The following is a 14,928-nucleotide window of genomic DNA, read 5'->3' as shown; positions in this document are numbered from 1 at the left end:
ATGCGTCATCGCGGCTCCCGACAGGCGTACGGAGAGGGGGACTCAGGCGGGTGTGATCCTGAACCGGGTGAACGTGGCCGTCCCCGCGGGGCCCGGCCCGTCCGGTGCGAGGGCGAACAGGCCGAGCAGGGCGCCGACCCAGCGCCACGGCGTGGCGGCGAAGACCTGCCCGCAGGGGCGCGGCCCGTCGCCGGTGTCGGCCAGGAAGCGGCAGCGCGCTCCGGGCCCGATGCCGATCCGCAGCCGGACCCGCCCGTCGGGCGCGGGCCGCGGATGTGCGGCGTCGCGTTCGGCGTCGGCGACGCTCTCGGCGAACCGGTGCACCAGCAGGACCGTCCCGTCGGCCCCGCGCTCCAGCCCGATCCACGAGAAGGCGTCCCCGAGCACCACGAGCCCGGCACGGGCGCCCGGCTCCTCGCTGTCCAGGCGCAGCTCGACCTCGGCCGCGCAGGGTGCGCCGGGCAGCCTCTGGGTCAGGACGTTCGGCAGCCTGCGCAGGTCGTGCGCGTCGGCCGAGCGGACGCAGGCCAGCCGCAGCCCGTCGCCGGAGTGCTGGGGCGCCCATCCGTCCTGCGGGTTGGCGGTCCACTGCCACTGGCGGCCGAAGCGGCCTCCGGGGAAGTCGTCGTCGGTGGCGGGCGCGGCGGGCGGCTGCACCGGCAGGGCGGGGAGTTCGTGCACGGTGACGGGGGCGCCGTCGTCGCCGATCACGGGCCAGCCCCCGGCGTCCCAGCGCATCGGCTGGAGGTGGACGACCCTGCCGTGGGCGCCGCGCTGCTGGAAGTGCACGAACCAGTCCTCGCCGGCCGCCGTGCGCACCCAGCCGCCCTGGTGGGGGCCGTTGACGTCGGTGTCCTTCTGCTCCAGGACGACCCTCTCCTCGTACGGTCCGAAGAACCCGCGGGAGCGGAAGGCGCCCTGCCAGCCGGTCTCCACTCCCCCGGCGGGGGCGAAGATCCAGAACCAGCCGTCGTGCCGGTACAGCTTGGGCCCCTCCAGGGTGAACCAGCCGGGGATGCGGTCGGCGTCCACGATCAGGGTGCCCTCGTCGAGGAGCCCGGTGGCGTCGGGGCGCATCCGGTGCCCGGTGAGACGGTTCTTGACGCCGGAGCGGGATCTGGCCCAGGCGTGCACCAGGTACGCCTCGCCGGTCTCCTCGTCCCACAGCGGGCAGGGGTCGATCAGCCCCTTGCCCTCCTTCAGCAGAAGGGGCCGGGTCCACGGGCCCCTGATCCGCGGGGCGCTGACCTGGAAGACACCCTGGTCGGGGTCGCCCCAGAAGATCCAGTAGCGGTCGTCGTGGAAGCGCAGGGAGGGCGCCCAGACCCCGCGGTCGTGGCGGGGCCGCGCGAACTCCCCGGCGGGTTCCAGGCGTTCCAGGGCGTGCCCGACGAGGGTCCAGTGGACCAGGTCGCGGGAGTGCAGCAGGGGCAGGCCGGGGACCCGGCCGAAGCTGGAGGCGGTCAGATAGAAGTCGTCGCCGACGCGGAGCACATCAGGGTCGGACCAGTCGGCGTCCAGGATCGGGTTGGTGTACGTCGTCACCGGCCGGCCGCCTTCGCCGTCAGGGCCGCCGCCTCGTCCCGGTCCAGCCGGCCGTCGGCGACGACGGTGACGACACGGCGTACGACGGTGTCGCCGGGGGCGATCGCGAGCCGCTCGGCGGAGGCGAGGGAGGAGCCGACGCCGGGGTACTCGGCGGTGCGCACGAACCAGGGGTCGCGCCGGGTGGCGTCGGTGGCGCCCGCGAGGACCAGCGTCCAGGTGCTGCCGGCCAGCGCCAGCCAGTCGGCGCGGCGGCCGTGCACCTCGTTCTCGCCCTCGGCGTCGGGGGTGAACACGCGGGGTGCCCCGGCCTCCTTGCGGGCACGCCAGAAGAAGCCTCCGTAGGCCGCTCCGGGCCGCCCGTTGGTGGCGGGGCTGCCGAGGGAGAGCGGGCCGGAGGTGATGTTCGTCAGGGCGAAGGTGAAGTCCAGCGCCCAGGCGGTGCCGCCGAGTTCGGTCACGGCGACCGTGCGGCGCTCGCGCAGCAGTTCGCCGCCCGCGGCCACCCAGCGCAGTTCCTCGACGAACCCGTCGGGGTCGCGCAGCTGGAAGGAGACGTGCCGCTGGGCTCCGTGGTTGTCCAGCTCGGTCGGCCCCCGGTCACGCACGAAGGTGCGGCCGCCCCAGAAGTTGTACCCCTCGACGTCGGGAACGGCGACACCGACGCCGAGGTGGTGGAGATGGTCGGCCGGGCCCAGTTCGGTGACGGCCGTGCCGGCGAGGGTGGTGACGGGGTGCAGGTAGGGGCGCGGGGAGAGCCGGCCGGGCAGCTCGGGCCGGGTGACGTAGCGGGCCACCGGCCGGCCCGCGGCGCTGAGCACCGGGGTGTTCTCGGTCATCGGGCGCTCATCTCCTGGGAACCGGCCGGGAGCGCCCAGGGGGCGCCCAGTTCGGAGTAGAGGGCGAGGGTGTCGGCGCAGGCGGCGACCAGCCCGTCGGCCCCGGGCACGACCCGGCGGCCCTCGGCGGGCAGCCGGTGCCAGGCCGAGCCGGGCAGCGGGGCCGGGTCGGGGGCCCGCCGGATCGCCTCGACGACCTTCATGAAGCCGCCGGTCGCCTCGGGCGGGACGAGGAGTTCCGCGCCGCCCGTGACATGGGCGACGAGGTTCTCCAGCAGGTCGGTGCGGCCGTACTCGCTCTCCTGCGGGCCGTGTCCGGCGCGCTGGAGCAGCACGCGGTCCTGCTTGTACCAGAAGGTGATCCGGCCGCGGCTGCCGTGGACCAGGACGTACGGCTCGTCGGGCCGCTCGGCGCACAGGGTCGCGGCGACGGCGACCGGGCGGCCGTCGCCGGTGGTGACACGGACACAGGAGGTGTCGTCGGCCTCGATGTCGTTGGCGTGCCACAGTTCGGTCTCGACGCCGGCGACGTCCTCGGCCCGGCCGGCTCCGGCCAGTGCCAGGGCGGTGGCGACGGCGTGCGCGAGGGGGTTGGTGAGCGCCCCGTCGATCACGTCCGCCCCGTCCAGGCGCCGTCTGCCGGCCCAGGGAGCGCGCCGGAAGTACGCCTCGTCCCGTGTCCAGGCGCCCGCGCCGCCGAATCCGGTGACCGTACCGACGGCGCCCTCGGCGATCAGGCCGCGGATCGCGGGCACGGCGTGCGAACCGAGCGACTGGAAGCCGATCTGACAGGCGACACCGGCGGCGGCGACCCCGTCGGCCATCCGCCGGAACTCGGCGTACGAGGGTGCGGGCGGCTTCTCCAGCAGCAGGTGCACACCCCGGCGGGCGGCGGTCAGCGCCAGGTCGGTGTGCGTGGGGATCGGGGTGCAGACGACGGCGGCCCGGGCGCCGGTGGCGTCCAGCAGGGCGCCGAAGTCGGCCGACTGGACGGGGAGCGGACCCCCGAACTCCTCCTCGGTGAGCGGGGCCGGCTCGCAGACTCCGACGAGCCGGACCAGTCCCCGCTCCTGGAGCCGTCCGATGTTCTCCAGATGCCAGCGCCCGTGTCCACGGGCCCCGGCGAGGACGAGGGGCAGCGGTTCACTCATGGCGTCCTCCCCGCAGGCGGATTCCCATCAGCCCTTCACCGCCCCCGCGCTGAAGCCGGTGATGAGCCACTTCTGGATGAAGGCGAACACGAGCACGACGGGTACGGCAGCGACGATGCCGCCCGCCGCGAGCGCCCCGAGGTCCACGCTGTCGGCGCTCATCAGGGTGTTGAGGCCGACCGGGATGGTCTGCTTGTCCGGGTTGTTGAGGAACATCAGGGCGAACAGGAAGTGGTTCCAGGAGTGGACGAAGGCGAAGGAGCCGACGGCGATCAGCCCCGGCCGCAGCAGCGGCAGCACGACGATCCGGAAGGCCGTGAACCGGTTGCAGCCGTCGACCCAGGCCGCCTCCTCCAGGGAGTACGGCACGTTCTTGATGAAGTTGCTGATCAGGATCATCGACAGCGGCAGCTGGAACACCGTCTCGGCGATGATGACGCTGCCCAGCGAGTTGATCATCCGGAGCTCGGCGAAGATCTCGAACAGCGGCACCAGCAGCAGCGCGCCCGGCACGAACTGGGAGCACAGCAGGGCCAGCATGAACACCCGCTTGACCCTGAAGTCGAACCGCGCGAGGGCGTAGCCGCCGGCCAGGGCGACGATCGTGGTCATCACCAGCGTGGCGAGGCCGACGAGCAGGCTGTTCTGGAAGTAGGTGCCGAAGCTCCGTTCGTTCCAGACCTTCCCGAAGTGCTCGCCGGTCATCGGCCAGGGCACGAGCGAGGTGGAGCCGGACGGGCGCAGCGCGAACAGCAGGATCCAGTAGAAGGGGATGAGCGTGAAGACGAGGTAGACGGACAGCGGCAGGTAGATCTGCCAGCGGGGGACCTCGTCCCAGGAGCGCTGTCTGCCCGCGGGGTGCGGCCGGGGCGCCTCGGGCAGCCGCTCCGGCGCGGGTGCGGGGGCGGCGGTGGCCTCCTTGACCGTCACTTGGACTCGCCTCCGAACTTGCTCAGCCGCAGATAGACGATCGAGCAGAAGAGCAGGATCACGAACGCGACCGTGGTCAGGGCGGACGCGTAGCCGAAGTCATGGGATTCGACGCTGGTGTTGGCGATGTACAGCGGCAGCGTCGTCGTCTCGCCCGCGGGCCCGCCGCCGGTGAGCGTGTAGAGCAGGTCCACGTTGTTGAACTCCCACACCGCGCGCAGCAGCGTGGACAGGACGATCGCGTCCTTCAGGTGGGGCAGGGTGATGTGCCGGAACTGCTGGAGCCGGCTCGCCCCGTCGACCTCGGCGGCCTCGTACAGGTCGCGGGAGACGGACTGGAGGTCGGCGAGGATGAGGATCGCGAAGAAGGGCACCCCGCGCCACAGGTCGGCGACGATCGCGGCGGGGAAGACGGTGGAGGTGTCCGACAGCCAGCTGGTCCCGTAGGAGCCGATGCCGACGTCGGCGAGGTAACGGGTGATGCCGGTCTGGGAGTTGTAGAGCAGCACCCAGATCGCCGAGGTGAGCACGCCGGAGACGGCCCAGGGCGAGAAGACCAGCGCGCGGCCGAGGGCCCGTCCGGCGAAGGTCTGGTTGACGATCAGCGCGAGCGCGAGGCCGAACAGCAGCTGGAGCCCGACCTCGGCGAACACCCACTTGGCGCTGAAGGTCAGCGTGTTCCAGAACTGCGGGTCGTCGGTGAAGGCGTGGACGAAGTTGCCGAAGCCCGCGTACCCGTTCCGCCAGGGCTTGGTGGGGTTGTAGTTCTGCAGGCTGTAGTAGAAGACGCTGATGACGGGGTAGGCGATGAAGCCGAGCATCAGCAGGGCCGCCGGCGCGATCAGCAGATAGGGCAGTCTGCGCGGCGCGGCGGAGGCACGGCGCCGCCCCGGTGGCGCGGGCGGTTTCGCCACGGCTGCGGCTTGGGCCATGACTGTTCTCCGTTCGGTTGCGTCTCGTGCGGGTGAAGCGCTTGCCGGTAGCCGTTCGAGATCTCGGCCATGAAGAGACGGGGGTGGCGGGGTCAGCCCGCGTAGGGGTCCTGCACCGTGCCGGGCCGCGCGAGGAACTCGAAGTCGCAGCCGGTGTCCGCCTGGGTGATCTGCTGTTCGTAGAGGAATCCGTAGCCGCGCCCGTAGCGGGCGGGCGGCGGGGTCCACTCGGCGCGGCGCCGCCGGAGCTCGTCGTCGTCGACGTCCAGCCGCAGGGAGCGCGCCCCGACGTCCAGGGTGATGAGATCGCCGGTCCTGACCAGCGCCAGGGGCCCGCCGACGTACGACTCGGGTGCCACGTGCAGGACGCAGGTGCCGTAACTGGTGCCGCTCATCCGGGCGTCGGAGATCCGCACCATGTCCCGCACCCCCTGCTTGAGCAGGTACTCGGGGATGGGCAGCATCCCGTACTCGGGCATGCCGGGCCCGCCCCTGGGTCCGGCGTTGCGCAGCACCAGCACGCTGTCGGCGGTGATGCCCAGCGACGGGTCGTCGATGGTGCGCTGCATGGTCCGGTAGTCGTCGAAGACGACCGCGGGTCCGGTGTGCTTGAGCAGCCGCGGCTCGGCGGCGATGTGCTTGATCACCGCGCCGTCGGGGCACAGGTTCCCGCGCAGCACGGCCACCCCGCCCTCGCTCGCGACGGGGTTGCCGCGGGGGCGGATCACGTCGTCGTGGTGCACCCGCGCGCCGGCGAGCTGCTCGCGCAGGGTGTCGTGCGACACCGTCGGCCGGTCCAGGTGCAGCAGGTCGGGGATCCGCGACAGGAATCCGGGCAGTCCGCCCGCGAAGTGGAAGTCCTCCATGAGGTACGTCCGTCCGCCGGGGCGCACATTGGCCAGCACGGGCACCGTACGGGCGATCCGGTCGAAGTCGTCCAGCGTGAGCCGGACCCCGGCCCGGCCGGCCATGGCGATCAGATGGATCACGGCGTTGGTGGACCCGCCGAGCCCCAGCACGGTGGTGACGGCGTCCTCGAACGCCTCACGGGTGAGGATCCGCGAGAGCCTGCGGTCGTCGCGCACCAGGTCCACGGCGGTCATGCCGGCCCTGGCGGCCATCCGGTCGTGCCCCGAGTCGACGGCGGGGATGCTGGACGCGCCCGGCACCGTCACCCCCAGCGCCTCGGCCGCGGCGGTCAGCGTGGAGGCCGTGCCCATGGTCATGCAGTGCCCCGGGGAGCGCGCGAGCCCGCTCTCCAGTTCGGCCATCTCGCAGTCGCCGACGAGCCCGGCCCGTCTGTCGTCCCAGTACTTCCACATGTCCGTGCCGGAGCCGAGGACCTCGCCCCGCCAGTGCCCCGGGAGCATGGGTCCGGCGGGCACGAAGACGGCGGGCAGATCGGCGGAGGCGGCGCCCATGAGCAGGGCGGGCGTGGACTTGTCGCAGCCGCCCAGCAGCACGGCCCCGTCCACCGGGTAGGACCGCAGCAGTTCCTCGGTCTCCATGGCGAGCATGTTCCGGTAGAGCATCGGGGTCGGCTTCTGGAAGGTCTCGCTCAGCGTGGAGACGGGGAACTCCAGCGGGAAACCGCCCGCCTGCCACACGCCCCGCTTCACGGCCTGGGCGCGGTCGCGCAGATGCACATGGCAGGGGTTGATGTCGGACCAGGTGTTCAGGACGGCGATCACCGGCTTGCCGAGATGCTCCTCGGGCAGGTAGCCGAGCTGCCGGGTGCGGGCCCGGTGGCTGAAGGACCGCAGCCCGTCGGCGCCGTACCACTGGTGGCTGCGCAGCTCCTCGGGCCGCTTCACAGGGACCATCCGGCGGCGATCCCGGCGATCTCGGCCCGCTCGTCCTCGGGCAGGGGCCGGCTCGGCGGGCGGACCTCACGGCGGCACAGGCCGAGGGAGGCGAGGGCCTCCTTGACGACGGTGACGTTGTTGGCGGAGGCGTCGGCGGCGCGCAGTTCCTCGAACCGCCGGATCTGCTCCCAGACCTTCATGGCGGCCGCGTGGTCGCCGGCGCGCAGCGCCCGGAGCATGTTCAGCGACACGGCCGGAGCGACGTTGACCAGCCCGGACGTGAAGCCGGTGGCCCCCGCGGAGAAGTACGAGGGCGCGTACGGCTCGGCGAGCCCGGCGACCCAGACGAACCGCTCCAGCCCGGCGTCCCGCGCGAAGCCGGCGAACCGGGCCGCGTCCGGGACCGCGTACTTCACCCCGATGACGTTGGGGCAGGCGTCGGCCAGCTCGGCGAGCCGGGCCCCGTCCAGCTGCGCGTTGCGGATGTACGGCACCACGCCCAGCTCGGGCACGGACTCCGCGATGGCGCGGTGGTAGTCGACCCAGCCGGTCTGCGAGACGTAGGGGTGCACGGGCTGGTGGACCATGACCATCGCGGCCCCCCGCTCCCGGGCGTGCCGGGCGGAGGCGACCGCGGTGGGCACGTCGTGTCCGACGCCCACCAGGATCACGGCCCGCTCGCCCGCCTCCTGGAGGGTCAGCTCGGTGACGAGCTGCCGCTCCTCGGGGGTGAGGGCGTAGAACTCGCCGGTGTTGCCGTTGGGCGTGAGGGTCGTGACGCCGCCGTCCAGCAGCCGGCGCAGCAGGGCCCGGTAGGTGTCCCGCTCGACGGAGCCGTCCTCGGCGAACGGGGTCACCGGGATCGCCACCACGTCGGCCAGGGCCGCCCGCTGGGTCTCGAACGTCGCTGTCATGCCCGGCCGTCCTCTCCCCGGGCCCCGCCGGCCGTTTCCGGGAAGGCCCGTCGCACGAAGGACGCGATGTGGGCGTGCAGCGCGCCGGCCGCGCCGTCGGCGTCACCGTCCAGGGCGAGCCGCAGGATGTCGCGGTGCTCACCGGCCTCGCGCTCCCACGACGGGGAGGAGGCCCAGGCGACGGCCGACACCAGGGCGGCCTGGTCGCGCACCTCGTCGAGCATGCGCCCGAGCAGCGGATTGCCGCAGGGCAGATAGAGCGCCCGGTGGAACTCCCGGTTGGCCAGGGAGCGTTCGGCGGTGTCGGCGGCGGTGTCGGCCCGCTCCAGCGCGTCCCGCGCGGCGTCCAGCGAGGCCCCGCGCCGCACGGCCCGCCGCAGCGCCTCGGGCTCCAGCAGCAGCCGCACGTCGTAGACCTCGCGCGCCATGTCCGCGTCGACCATGCGCACGGTGACGCCCTTGTACTGGTTCATCACGACCAGCCCGGTCCCCGCGAGCGTCTTGAGCGCCTCGCGCACGGGGGTCTTCGACACCCCGAACTGCGCGGCCAGCTCGGTCTCGACGAGGGCCTGACCCGGCGTCAGCCGGCCGGTGAGAATACGGCGTTTGATCTCCTCCAGCACGAACTGCGTGCGGGAGGGGATCGGCGTGGGCACAGAGGTCATGCGCGCCTCTCGGATCTGGCGTATCGCGTCTCATATATGACGTACGAAGTACGACGCGATGAAGCTAGAAGCGCGCCCCTGTTTCGTCAATGCTTCTGACAAAAGAAAGTTCCCGTCAGTCGTCCGGCCGCCGGACGGCTGACGGACGGCCGCCGGACGGCTGACGGCTGACGGCTGACGGCTGACGGCTGACGGACGACGGACGACGGACGACGGACGACGGACGACGGACGACGGACGACCGTGCCACGACTGCCGGACGACCGTCACACAGCTGCCGGGCAGTCGTCACACAGCTGCCGGACGACCGTCCGACGGCCGTCACACGGTCCGGGTCTCGCCCTCCCGGGCCGGGCCGGCCGGGCCGCCGAACACGACGGCCGCCCGCCCGGCGGCCTCCTCGCGCGTCAGCGACGGACCCACATGGGTGACCAGCAGTTCCCCGGCGCCCACGGCGTACGCACCGGCCTCCTCCGGGGTGAGATGGACAGGCTGTTCGCCTTCGCGACGGGTGCCGATGTCCGCCTCGCAGAGGAACAGGTCGGCGCCGTCGGCGAGCCGGGTGAGCGCCGCGCAGGGTCCGCTGTCCCCGGAGTACGCGAGGGCCCGCCCTCCGCTCTCGGCGCGCAGCCCGTACGCCTCGGTGTCGTGCTCGACCGCGCGGGCGGTGAGCAGCAGTTCGCCGTGCCGGGCGGTATGCCCGTCGGACAGCGGCCGGAAGTCGAGGACGCCGTCGAGGAACCTCGCGTCCGGCCGTCCGAAGAACCCGGCGAGACGGCCGGCGCAGTCACGCGGCGCGTACACGGGGACCGGCGCGGGCGGGGTCGTGCCGCCGTACGCGAACGCGTAGAAGGCGGCGAGGAGATCGGCGTAGTGGTCGGCGTGCAGATGGGAGATCCAGATCGCGCTCAGCCGGGCCGGATCCATGTGCCGCTGCAACTCCGCGAAGGTGCCGGTCCCGGCGTCCACCCACACCTCGGCGCCCGGCGCGCGCAGCAGATAGCCGGAGCAGGGGCGGCCGGGGGCGGGGTGCGGGGAGGCGGTGCCGAGCACGGTGAGAGAGAGGGACATGACAAGAGCCTAGGGGCTGCCCCGCGGCCCGGTCCGGACACGGAGGAGCCGCGCCCCCCGAGGGTGCCGCCCCGGCGTCACGCCTGACGGGTCCAGCCCGGCTCCCGGCCGCTCAGGCCCACGGCGCGGTCCAGCAGCGGCGCCTCCCGCGGCACCGGTACGACCGGGCCGAAGATGCCGCCTCCCCGGGTGGGATCCTCGGCGGCGGCCAGGAGGAACGCGTACGACGCCCGCAGGGCGGCCGGGTCGGGCTCGTAGGGCACGCCGACGGCGCGGGCCAGGTCCCAGCCGTGGACGACCAGCTCGTCCACCGCGACGGCACCGGCGACCGCGCCGGGCAGGTCCACACCGCCCGCACGGGTCCGGCCGGTCCAGGCGGCGGGGTCCCGCCATGCCCCGGCGAGCTCGCCGAGGACGTCGGGCAGCTCCTTGCGCCAGCCGGGACCGATGTCCGGGAGCGTGCCGACGGGGCTGGTGTCGGTCGTGACGCCCAGGTCCTTGCGGCCGGCGTCACGGAAGGCCACGGACAGATGCAGCAGATGGCCCAGCATGTTGCGCACCCGCAGGTCCGGGCACGGGGTGGGCCCGGAGAGCTGCTCCTCGGTCACGGCCTCGGCGAGGCGGGCCACGACACGGGTCTGCGGTCCGAGATCGATGATCGGGGTCGGCTCGGTCATGGTGGCTCCTCCACGTTCCGGGTTCGTGAAGGGTGGACCGTCCCCGCGGCGGAAACTCATCGCACGCCCGGCCCCGGGCCACCTGCCCGGGGCCTCGGCGCTCAGAGCGAGGCGAGTGCCTCCCGTACCGCCGCCAGGTCCGCGTCGGAGGCCAGCCCGGCGTGGTAGAGCCGCAGTTCGGTGGCGCCCAGCGCCCGGGCCCGGACGGCGTCCTCCGCGAGGGCGTGCGGGCGTCCGCCCATCCCCGACACGACGGTGAGGTTCGCCGCGACGACGGCTCCCGGCACCCCCTGCCCGGCGAACGGCGTGACCGGCCCGGCCCCGCCCGTGCAGGGCACGACGACCCCGTCGGCGAAGGACAGCACGTGTCCCGGGTCCACGCCCGCGTTGGCGCCGCAGTGATAGGACACCGGGTCGGCGTGCAGCAGCACCTGGAAGCCCTCGGGCGCGGCGGCCCGCACGGCGGCCACGGCGGCCTCCTGGAGGTCGCGGGCCACCGCGTCGCGCCACGCGCGCGTGGCGGCGGCCTCGGCCTCCCCGAGCAGTTTCCCGACCCCGGCCCAGCCCCCGTCCGAGGGTGCGCCCCGCCAGGCCGGCTCCAGTGCCTCCCGCACCCGCGCGGCCAGCGCGTCCGGGTCGAGGCCCTGGCCGGCGTACCCGTCCCGGCAGTCCCCGCAGAAGCACAGCGACATCAGGTACTGGCCGGCGTCCCCCCACGCGACCCCGCCGGTCTTGTCGTGGGCGTGCAGATGGGCGAGCCCGTACCAGCCGAGGGACTCCAGTTCCGTGCCCCGCGCCCCTGGGCGCACGGCCGCCTCGGCGGCCAGGTCGACCAGGTACGCGCGCGTGGCGGGCTGCGCGATGCAGGGCGCCCAGGGGTACCGGTCGCCGTAGGCGTTGACGACGGAGGTGGCGGGACGCTCGGCCCCCAGCCGGGAGTTGTGCGCGAGCACGACCCAGCTGTGCACCTCCAGCCCCGCGCCGGCGAGGGCGGCGGCGGCCTCGCCGAAGGCGTCACCGGGCGCCCACGCGCCCGCCGGGAAGGGCCGCAGCTCGCGCCCCTCCCACAGGTCGCCGGGCGGGTACAGCACGGCGGCGTGCTCGGCCGTGACGATCCGGTGCCGGGGGTGCCGGGGGGTGAGGGCGCGTGTCGAGTGGTAGGCGGAGGCGAGCGTCACCTGCGCGACGCCCAGGCCGGCGATCCGGCCGGCCGCCCCGGGGTCCCCGGCGACGTCCCAGGGATAGAGGAACACCGACGTCCTCACCCGCCCTCCCCCCTCGGCACGTTCCGGGAACGGACCGGCCCGGTCCTCCTCATGCGCCCTCCCCCTTCACCAGTGCGTGGCCCCGCTCGATCAGTCCGGCGAGCCGTTCCAGGTGTTCCGGTGCCGGTTCGTGCAGCGGCGGCCGGACCTCCCCCACCTCCAGCCCGCTCATCCGCACGCCCGCCTTGACGAGCGAGACGGCGTATCCGCTCCCCTGGGAGCGCAGTTCGACGAAGGGGCGGAAGAACCCGTCCTGGAGCCGCCGCACGACGGCCTCGTCACCGGTCTCCAGCGCCCCGTGGAACGCCTGGGCGACCTCGGGGGCGAAGCAGAACACGGCGGACGAGTACAGCGGGACCCCGATGGCCCGGTAGGCCGGCTGTGTCTGCTCGGCCGTGGGCAGCCCGTTGAAGTAGAGGAAGTCCCCCGGTGCCTCGGTGCGCACGGCGCTCACGATCCGCTGCATCAGGCCGAGGTCCCCGACCCCGTCCTTGAGGCCGATGATCCCCTCGGTGCGGGCGAGCCCGACGACGGTCCCGGGGGTGAACACGGCGTTGTCGCGCTGGTAGACCACGACCGGCAGCGGTGTGGCGGCGGCGATCTCCCGGTAGTGGCGCAGCAGCCCCTCCTGTCCGGCGACGACGAGGTACGGCGGCATGGCGAGAAGTCCGTCCGCCCCGGCACCGGCGGCCGTGCGCGCGTAGTGCACGGCGAGCGCGGTGCCGTATCCGGTGCCGGCGACGACGGGCACCCGCCCGGCCGTCTCCTCGACGGCGGCGCGCACGCACAGCTCGTACTCCTCGGGCGAGAGCGCGTGGAACTCTCCGGTGCCGCAGCAGGCGAAGACGGCGGCGGCGCCGGCCTCGACGCCCCGGCGGACGTGCGCGCGGTACACGTCGGGGGCCACCGCGCCGTCCGGGCCGTAGGCGGTGACGGGGAAGAACAGCGGCCCGCCGGGGATACCGAGTCGAGCGGCGAGGTCGTCAGGCGTCACAGGCTCTCCCTAGAACGGGGCGGTGTCGGACGCATGCGGTGGCGCGAGGCGTGCGACCGATGCAAGGCGTACAGAACTCTGATCAGAGTTTATGTTTATGAACACCTTCTCCGCCACTCTTGACGGGTCGCGGCGATGATCCTTAGTTTGTCCATGGATGTGAATGCCGTACGTCGATGCGGCCGCCGACCGGAGGAGACCCGAGGATGCCAGCCCCCCGCACCGTCCTGCTCACCGGCGCCGCAGGCGGGCTCGGCACCCTGATGCGGGACCTGCTCCCGGCGTACGGATACGCGCTGCGCCTGCTGGACCTGCGCCCGGTCGAGGGCGAGCCGGACGCGCTCGTCGCGGACCTCGCCGACCGCGAGGCGGTGCGCGAGGCCGTACGCGGCGTCGACGCGATCGTCCACCTCGCGGGGATCTCCCTGGAAGCCCCCTTCGACAAGATCCTCAGGGCGAACATCGAGGGCACCTACAACCTCTACGAGGCCGCCCGCGCGGAGGGCGTGGCCCGTGTCGTCTTCGCCTCCTCCAACCACGCGGTCGGTTACACCCCCCGCCCCCGGGGCGACGACCCGCTCATCCCGGTCGAAACCCCGCACCGCCCGGACACCTTCTACGGCCTGTCCAAGGCGTTCGGCGAGGACCTGGCGCAGTTCTACTGGGACAAGCACGGCCTGGAGACGGTGTCGGTGCGGATCGGCTCCTGCTTCCCCGAGCCGACCAGCGTGCGCATGCTCTCCGTGTGGATGAGCCCCGCCGACGGCGCCCGTCTCCTCCACGCGGCCCTGACCGCGCCGGACGTCGGCCACACCGTCGTCCACGGCTCCTCCGCCAACACCCGCCTGTGGTGGGACCTCACCAGCGCCCGCGCCCTCGGCTACGAGCCGCAGGACGACTCCGAGCCGTACGCCGGGAAGCTGATCGCCGAGCAGGGCGAACTGGACCCGGCGAACGAGGCCCACGCCCGTCTCGGCGGCCACTTCGTGACCGACCCGCCGATCTGGCCGTACTGACGGGATCCGGGGCCGCCGAGAGCGGCCGGGCACGGAACGGGCCGCCCCGCCCCCGCATCCGGGCATCCCGTCCGGCCGGCCGGGAACACCCCCCGGCGACCGGCGCCCCTCCGGCGGTGCCGCCCAGGGGCGCGGGGAACCGCGCGACCAGCCACGACGCGCCCCGGACGGCGCACGACGGGACCGCGCGGCGTCCTGGATCCGCCCCGGACACCCGCGCGCCCGAACGGGCACACCCGGTCAGCATCACCTCCGCAACAGACCTGGTCACCACCCCGCACCCGCTGTAGAACTTCCCCCATGGCCCGACCGAGGGCCCGAACGGGCGGCGAAGCGGAAGGCGGGTGTCGGCATGAACAGCACCACCGAGGAGCGCCGGCGCGAGATCGTGCGGGCCGCCCGACGCGACGGTTCCGTCGACGTCAACGACCTCGCCACCCGGCTCGGCGTCGCCAGGGAGACCGTACGACGGGACCTGCGCGCCCTGGAGGGCCACGGCCTCGTCCGCCGCACCCACGGCGGCGCCTACCCCGTGGAGAGCGCCGGCTTCGAGACCACGCTCGCCTTCCGCGCCACCAGCCACGTGCCCGAGAAGCGCAGGATCGCCGCCGCCGCGGCCGAGCTGCTCGGGGACGCCGAGACGGTCTTCGTCGACGAGGGATTCACCCCGCAGCTCATCGCCGAGGCGCTCCCCACGGACCGGCCGCTGACCGTGGTCACCGCGTCCCTGCCCGTCGCGGGCGCCCTCGCCGGGGCCGAGAACACCTCCGTCCTGCTGCTCGGCGGCCGGGTACGGCCCGGCACCCTGGCCACCGTCGACCACTGGACGACGAGAATGCTGGCCGGGTTCGTCCTCGACCTCGCCTACATCGGGGCCAACGGCATCTCCCGCGAGCACGGGCTGACCACCCCCGACCCGGCGGTCGGCGAGGTCAAGGCGCAGGCCGTACGGGCCGCCCGGCGCACCGTCTTCGTGGGCGCCCACACCAAGTTCGGCGCGGTCAGCTTCTGCCGGTTCGCCGAGGTCGTCACGCTGGAGGCGATCGTGACGAGCACGCTGCTGCCGTCCGCCGAGGCGCACCGCTACTCCCTGCTCGGCCCCCAGATCGTCCGCGTCTGAGACA

At 73.6% G+C, this 14,928-nt stretch carries 14 protein-coding genes; 2 read left to right on the top strand and 12 right to left on the bottom strand.

The window, feature by feature from the left end:
- Positions 1-42: 42 nt before the first annotated feature.
- From ACIQGV_RS30270 to ACIQGV_RS30215, 12 genes are all read right to left on the bottom strand, one after another.
- A complete protein-coding gene (locus ACIQGV_RS30270) occupies positions 43-1,545 on the bottom strand; it encodes a family 43 glycosylhydrolase (protein WP_402499954.1) in 1,503 nt (500 codons plus the stop codon).
- Positions 1,542-2,384, bottom strand: coding sequence for a PmoA family protein (locus tag ACIQGV_RS30265; RefSeq protein ID WP_402499951.1), 843 nt, complete (start codon positions 2,382-2,384; stop codon positions 1,542-1,544). The genes ACIQGV_RS30270 and ACIQGV_RS30265 overlap by 4 nt, the downstream gene beginning before the upstream one ends.
- Complete coding sequence (locus tag ACIQGV_RS30260; protein ID WP_402499948.1) at positions 2,381-3,535, bottom strand: Gfo/Idh/MocA family protein; 1,155 nt, start codon at positions 3,533-3,535, stop codon at positions 2,381-2,383. Before ACIQGV_RS30260 ends, ACIQGV_RS30265 begins: the two co-directional genes overlap by 4 nt.
- A gap of 27 nt (positions 3,536-3,562) precedes the next feature.
- The gene (locus ACIQGV_RS30255) at positions 3,563-4,465 is read right to left on the bottom strand and encodes a carbohydrate ABC transporter permease (protein WP_402499945.1); all 903 of its coding nucleotides are present in this window, start codon (positions 4,463-4,465) and stop codon (positions 3,563-3,565) included.
- Complete coding sequence (locus ACIQGV_RS30250) at positions 4,462-5,397, bottom strand: carbohydrate ABC transporter permease (protein WP_402499943.1); 936 nt, start codon at positions 5,395-5,397, stop codon at positions 4,462-4,464. The genes ACIQGV_RS30255 and ACIQGV_RS30250 overlap by 4 nt, the downstream gene beginning before the upstream one ends.
- A 92-nt stretch (positions 5,398-5,489) precedes the next feature.
- On the bottom strand, positions 5,490-7,220 hold the full coding sequence (gene araD / locus ACIQGV_RS30245) for an L-arabinonate dehydratase (RefSeq protein WP_402499941.1): 1,731 nt from the start codon (positions 7,218-7,220) through the stop codon (positions 5,490-5,492).
- Positions 7,208-8,116, bottom strand: coding sequence for a dihydrodipicolinate synthase family protein (locus ACIQGV_RS30240; RefSeq protein WP_402499939.1), 909 nt, complete (start codon positions 8,114-8,116; stop codon positions 7,208-7,210). The genes araD and ACIQGV_RS30240 overlap by 13 nt, the downstream gene beginning before the upstream one ends.
- Positions 8,113-8,781, bottom strand: coding sequence for a GntR family transcriptional regulator (locus ACIQGV_RS30235; protein ID WP_402499937.1), 669 nt, complete (start codon positions 8,779-8,781; stop codon positions 8,113-8,115). Before ACIQGV_RS30235 ends, ACIQGV_RS30240 begins: the two co-directional genes overlap by 4 nt.
- Before the next feature lie 321 nt (positions 8,782-9,102).
- Positions 9,103-9,852, bottom strand: coding sequence for an MBL fold metallo-hydrolase (locus ACIQGV_RS30230; protein WP_402499935.1), 750 nt, complete (start codon positions 9,850-9,852; stop codon positions 9,103-9,105).
- A 77-nt stretch (positions 9,853-9,929) separates the two neighbouring features.
- A complete protein-coding gene (locus tag ACIQGV_RS30225; protein WP_402499933.1) occupies positions 9,930-10,529 on the bottom strand; it encodes a TIGR03086 family metal-binding protein in 600 nt (199 codons plus the stop codon).
- 101 nt (positions 10,530-10,630) lie between these two features.
- The gene (locus ACIQGV_RS30220; protein ID WP_402499930.1) at positions 10,631-11,794 is read right to left on the bottom strand and encodes a hypothetical protein; all 1,164 of its coding nucleotides are present in this window, start codon (positions 11,792-11,794) and stop codon (positions 10,631-10,633) included.
- Positions 11,795-11,843: 49 nt separating this feature from the next.
- Positions 11,844-12,788, bottom strand: a complete 945-nt coding sequence (locus ACIQGV_RS30215) for a 5-dehydro-4-deoxyglucarate dehydratase (RefSeq protein WP_402499928.1) — start codon at positions 12,786-12,788, stop codon at positions 11,844-11,846.
- Positions 12,789-12,994: 206 nt separating this feature from the next.
- On the opposite strand from ACIQGV_RS30215, the gene ACIQGV_RS30210 reads away from it, so the two are divergent.
- Positions 12,995-13,804, top strand: a complete 810-nt coding sequence (locus ACIQGV_RS30210) for an NAD-dependent epimerase/dehydratase family protein (RefSeq protein WP_402499926.1) — start codon at positions 12,995-12,997, stop codon at positions 13,802-13,804.
- A 352-nt stretch (positions 13,805-14,156) separates the two neighbouring features.
- Positions 14,157-14,924, top strand: a complete 768-nt coding sequence (locus ACIQGV_RS30205; RefSeq protein ID WP_402499925.1) for a DeoR/GlpR family DNA-binding transcription regulator — start codon at positions 14,157-14,159, stop codon at positions 14,922-14,924.
- Positions 14,925-14,928 lie beyond the last annotated feature (4 nt).

The sequence above is a fragment of the Streptomyces sp. NPDC093094 genome, from assembly GCF_044754345.1.
Lineage (GTDB): Bacteria > Actinomycetota > Actinomycetes > Streptomycetales > Streptomycetaceae > Streptomyces.
The sequence above is the reverse complement of the archived record's forward strand: the minus strand, read 5'-3'. Positions and strand labels throughout refer to the sequence as shown.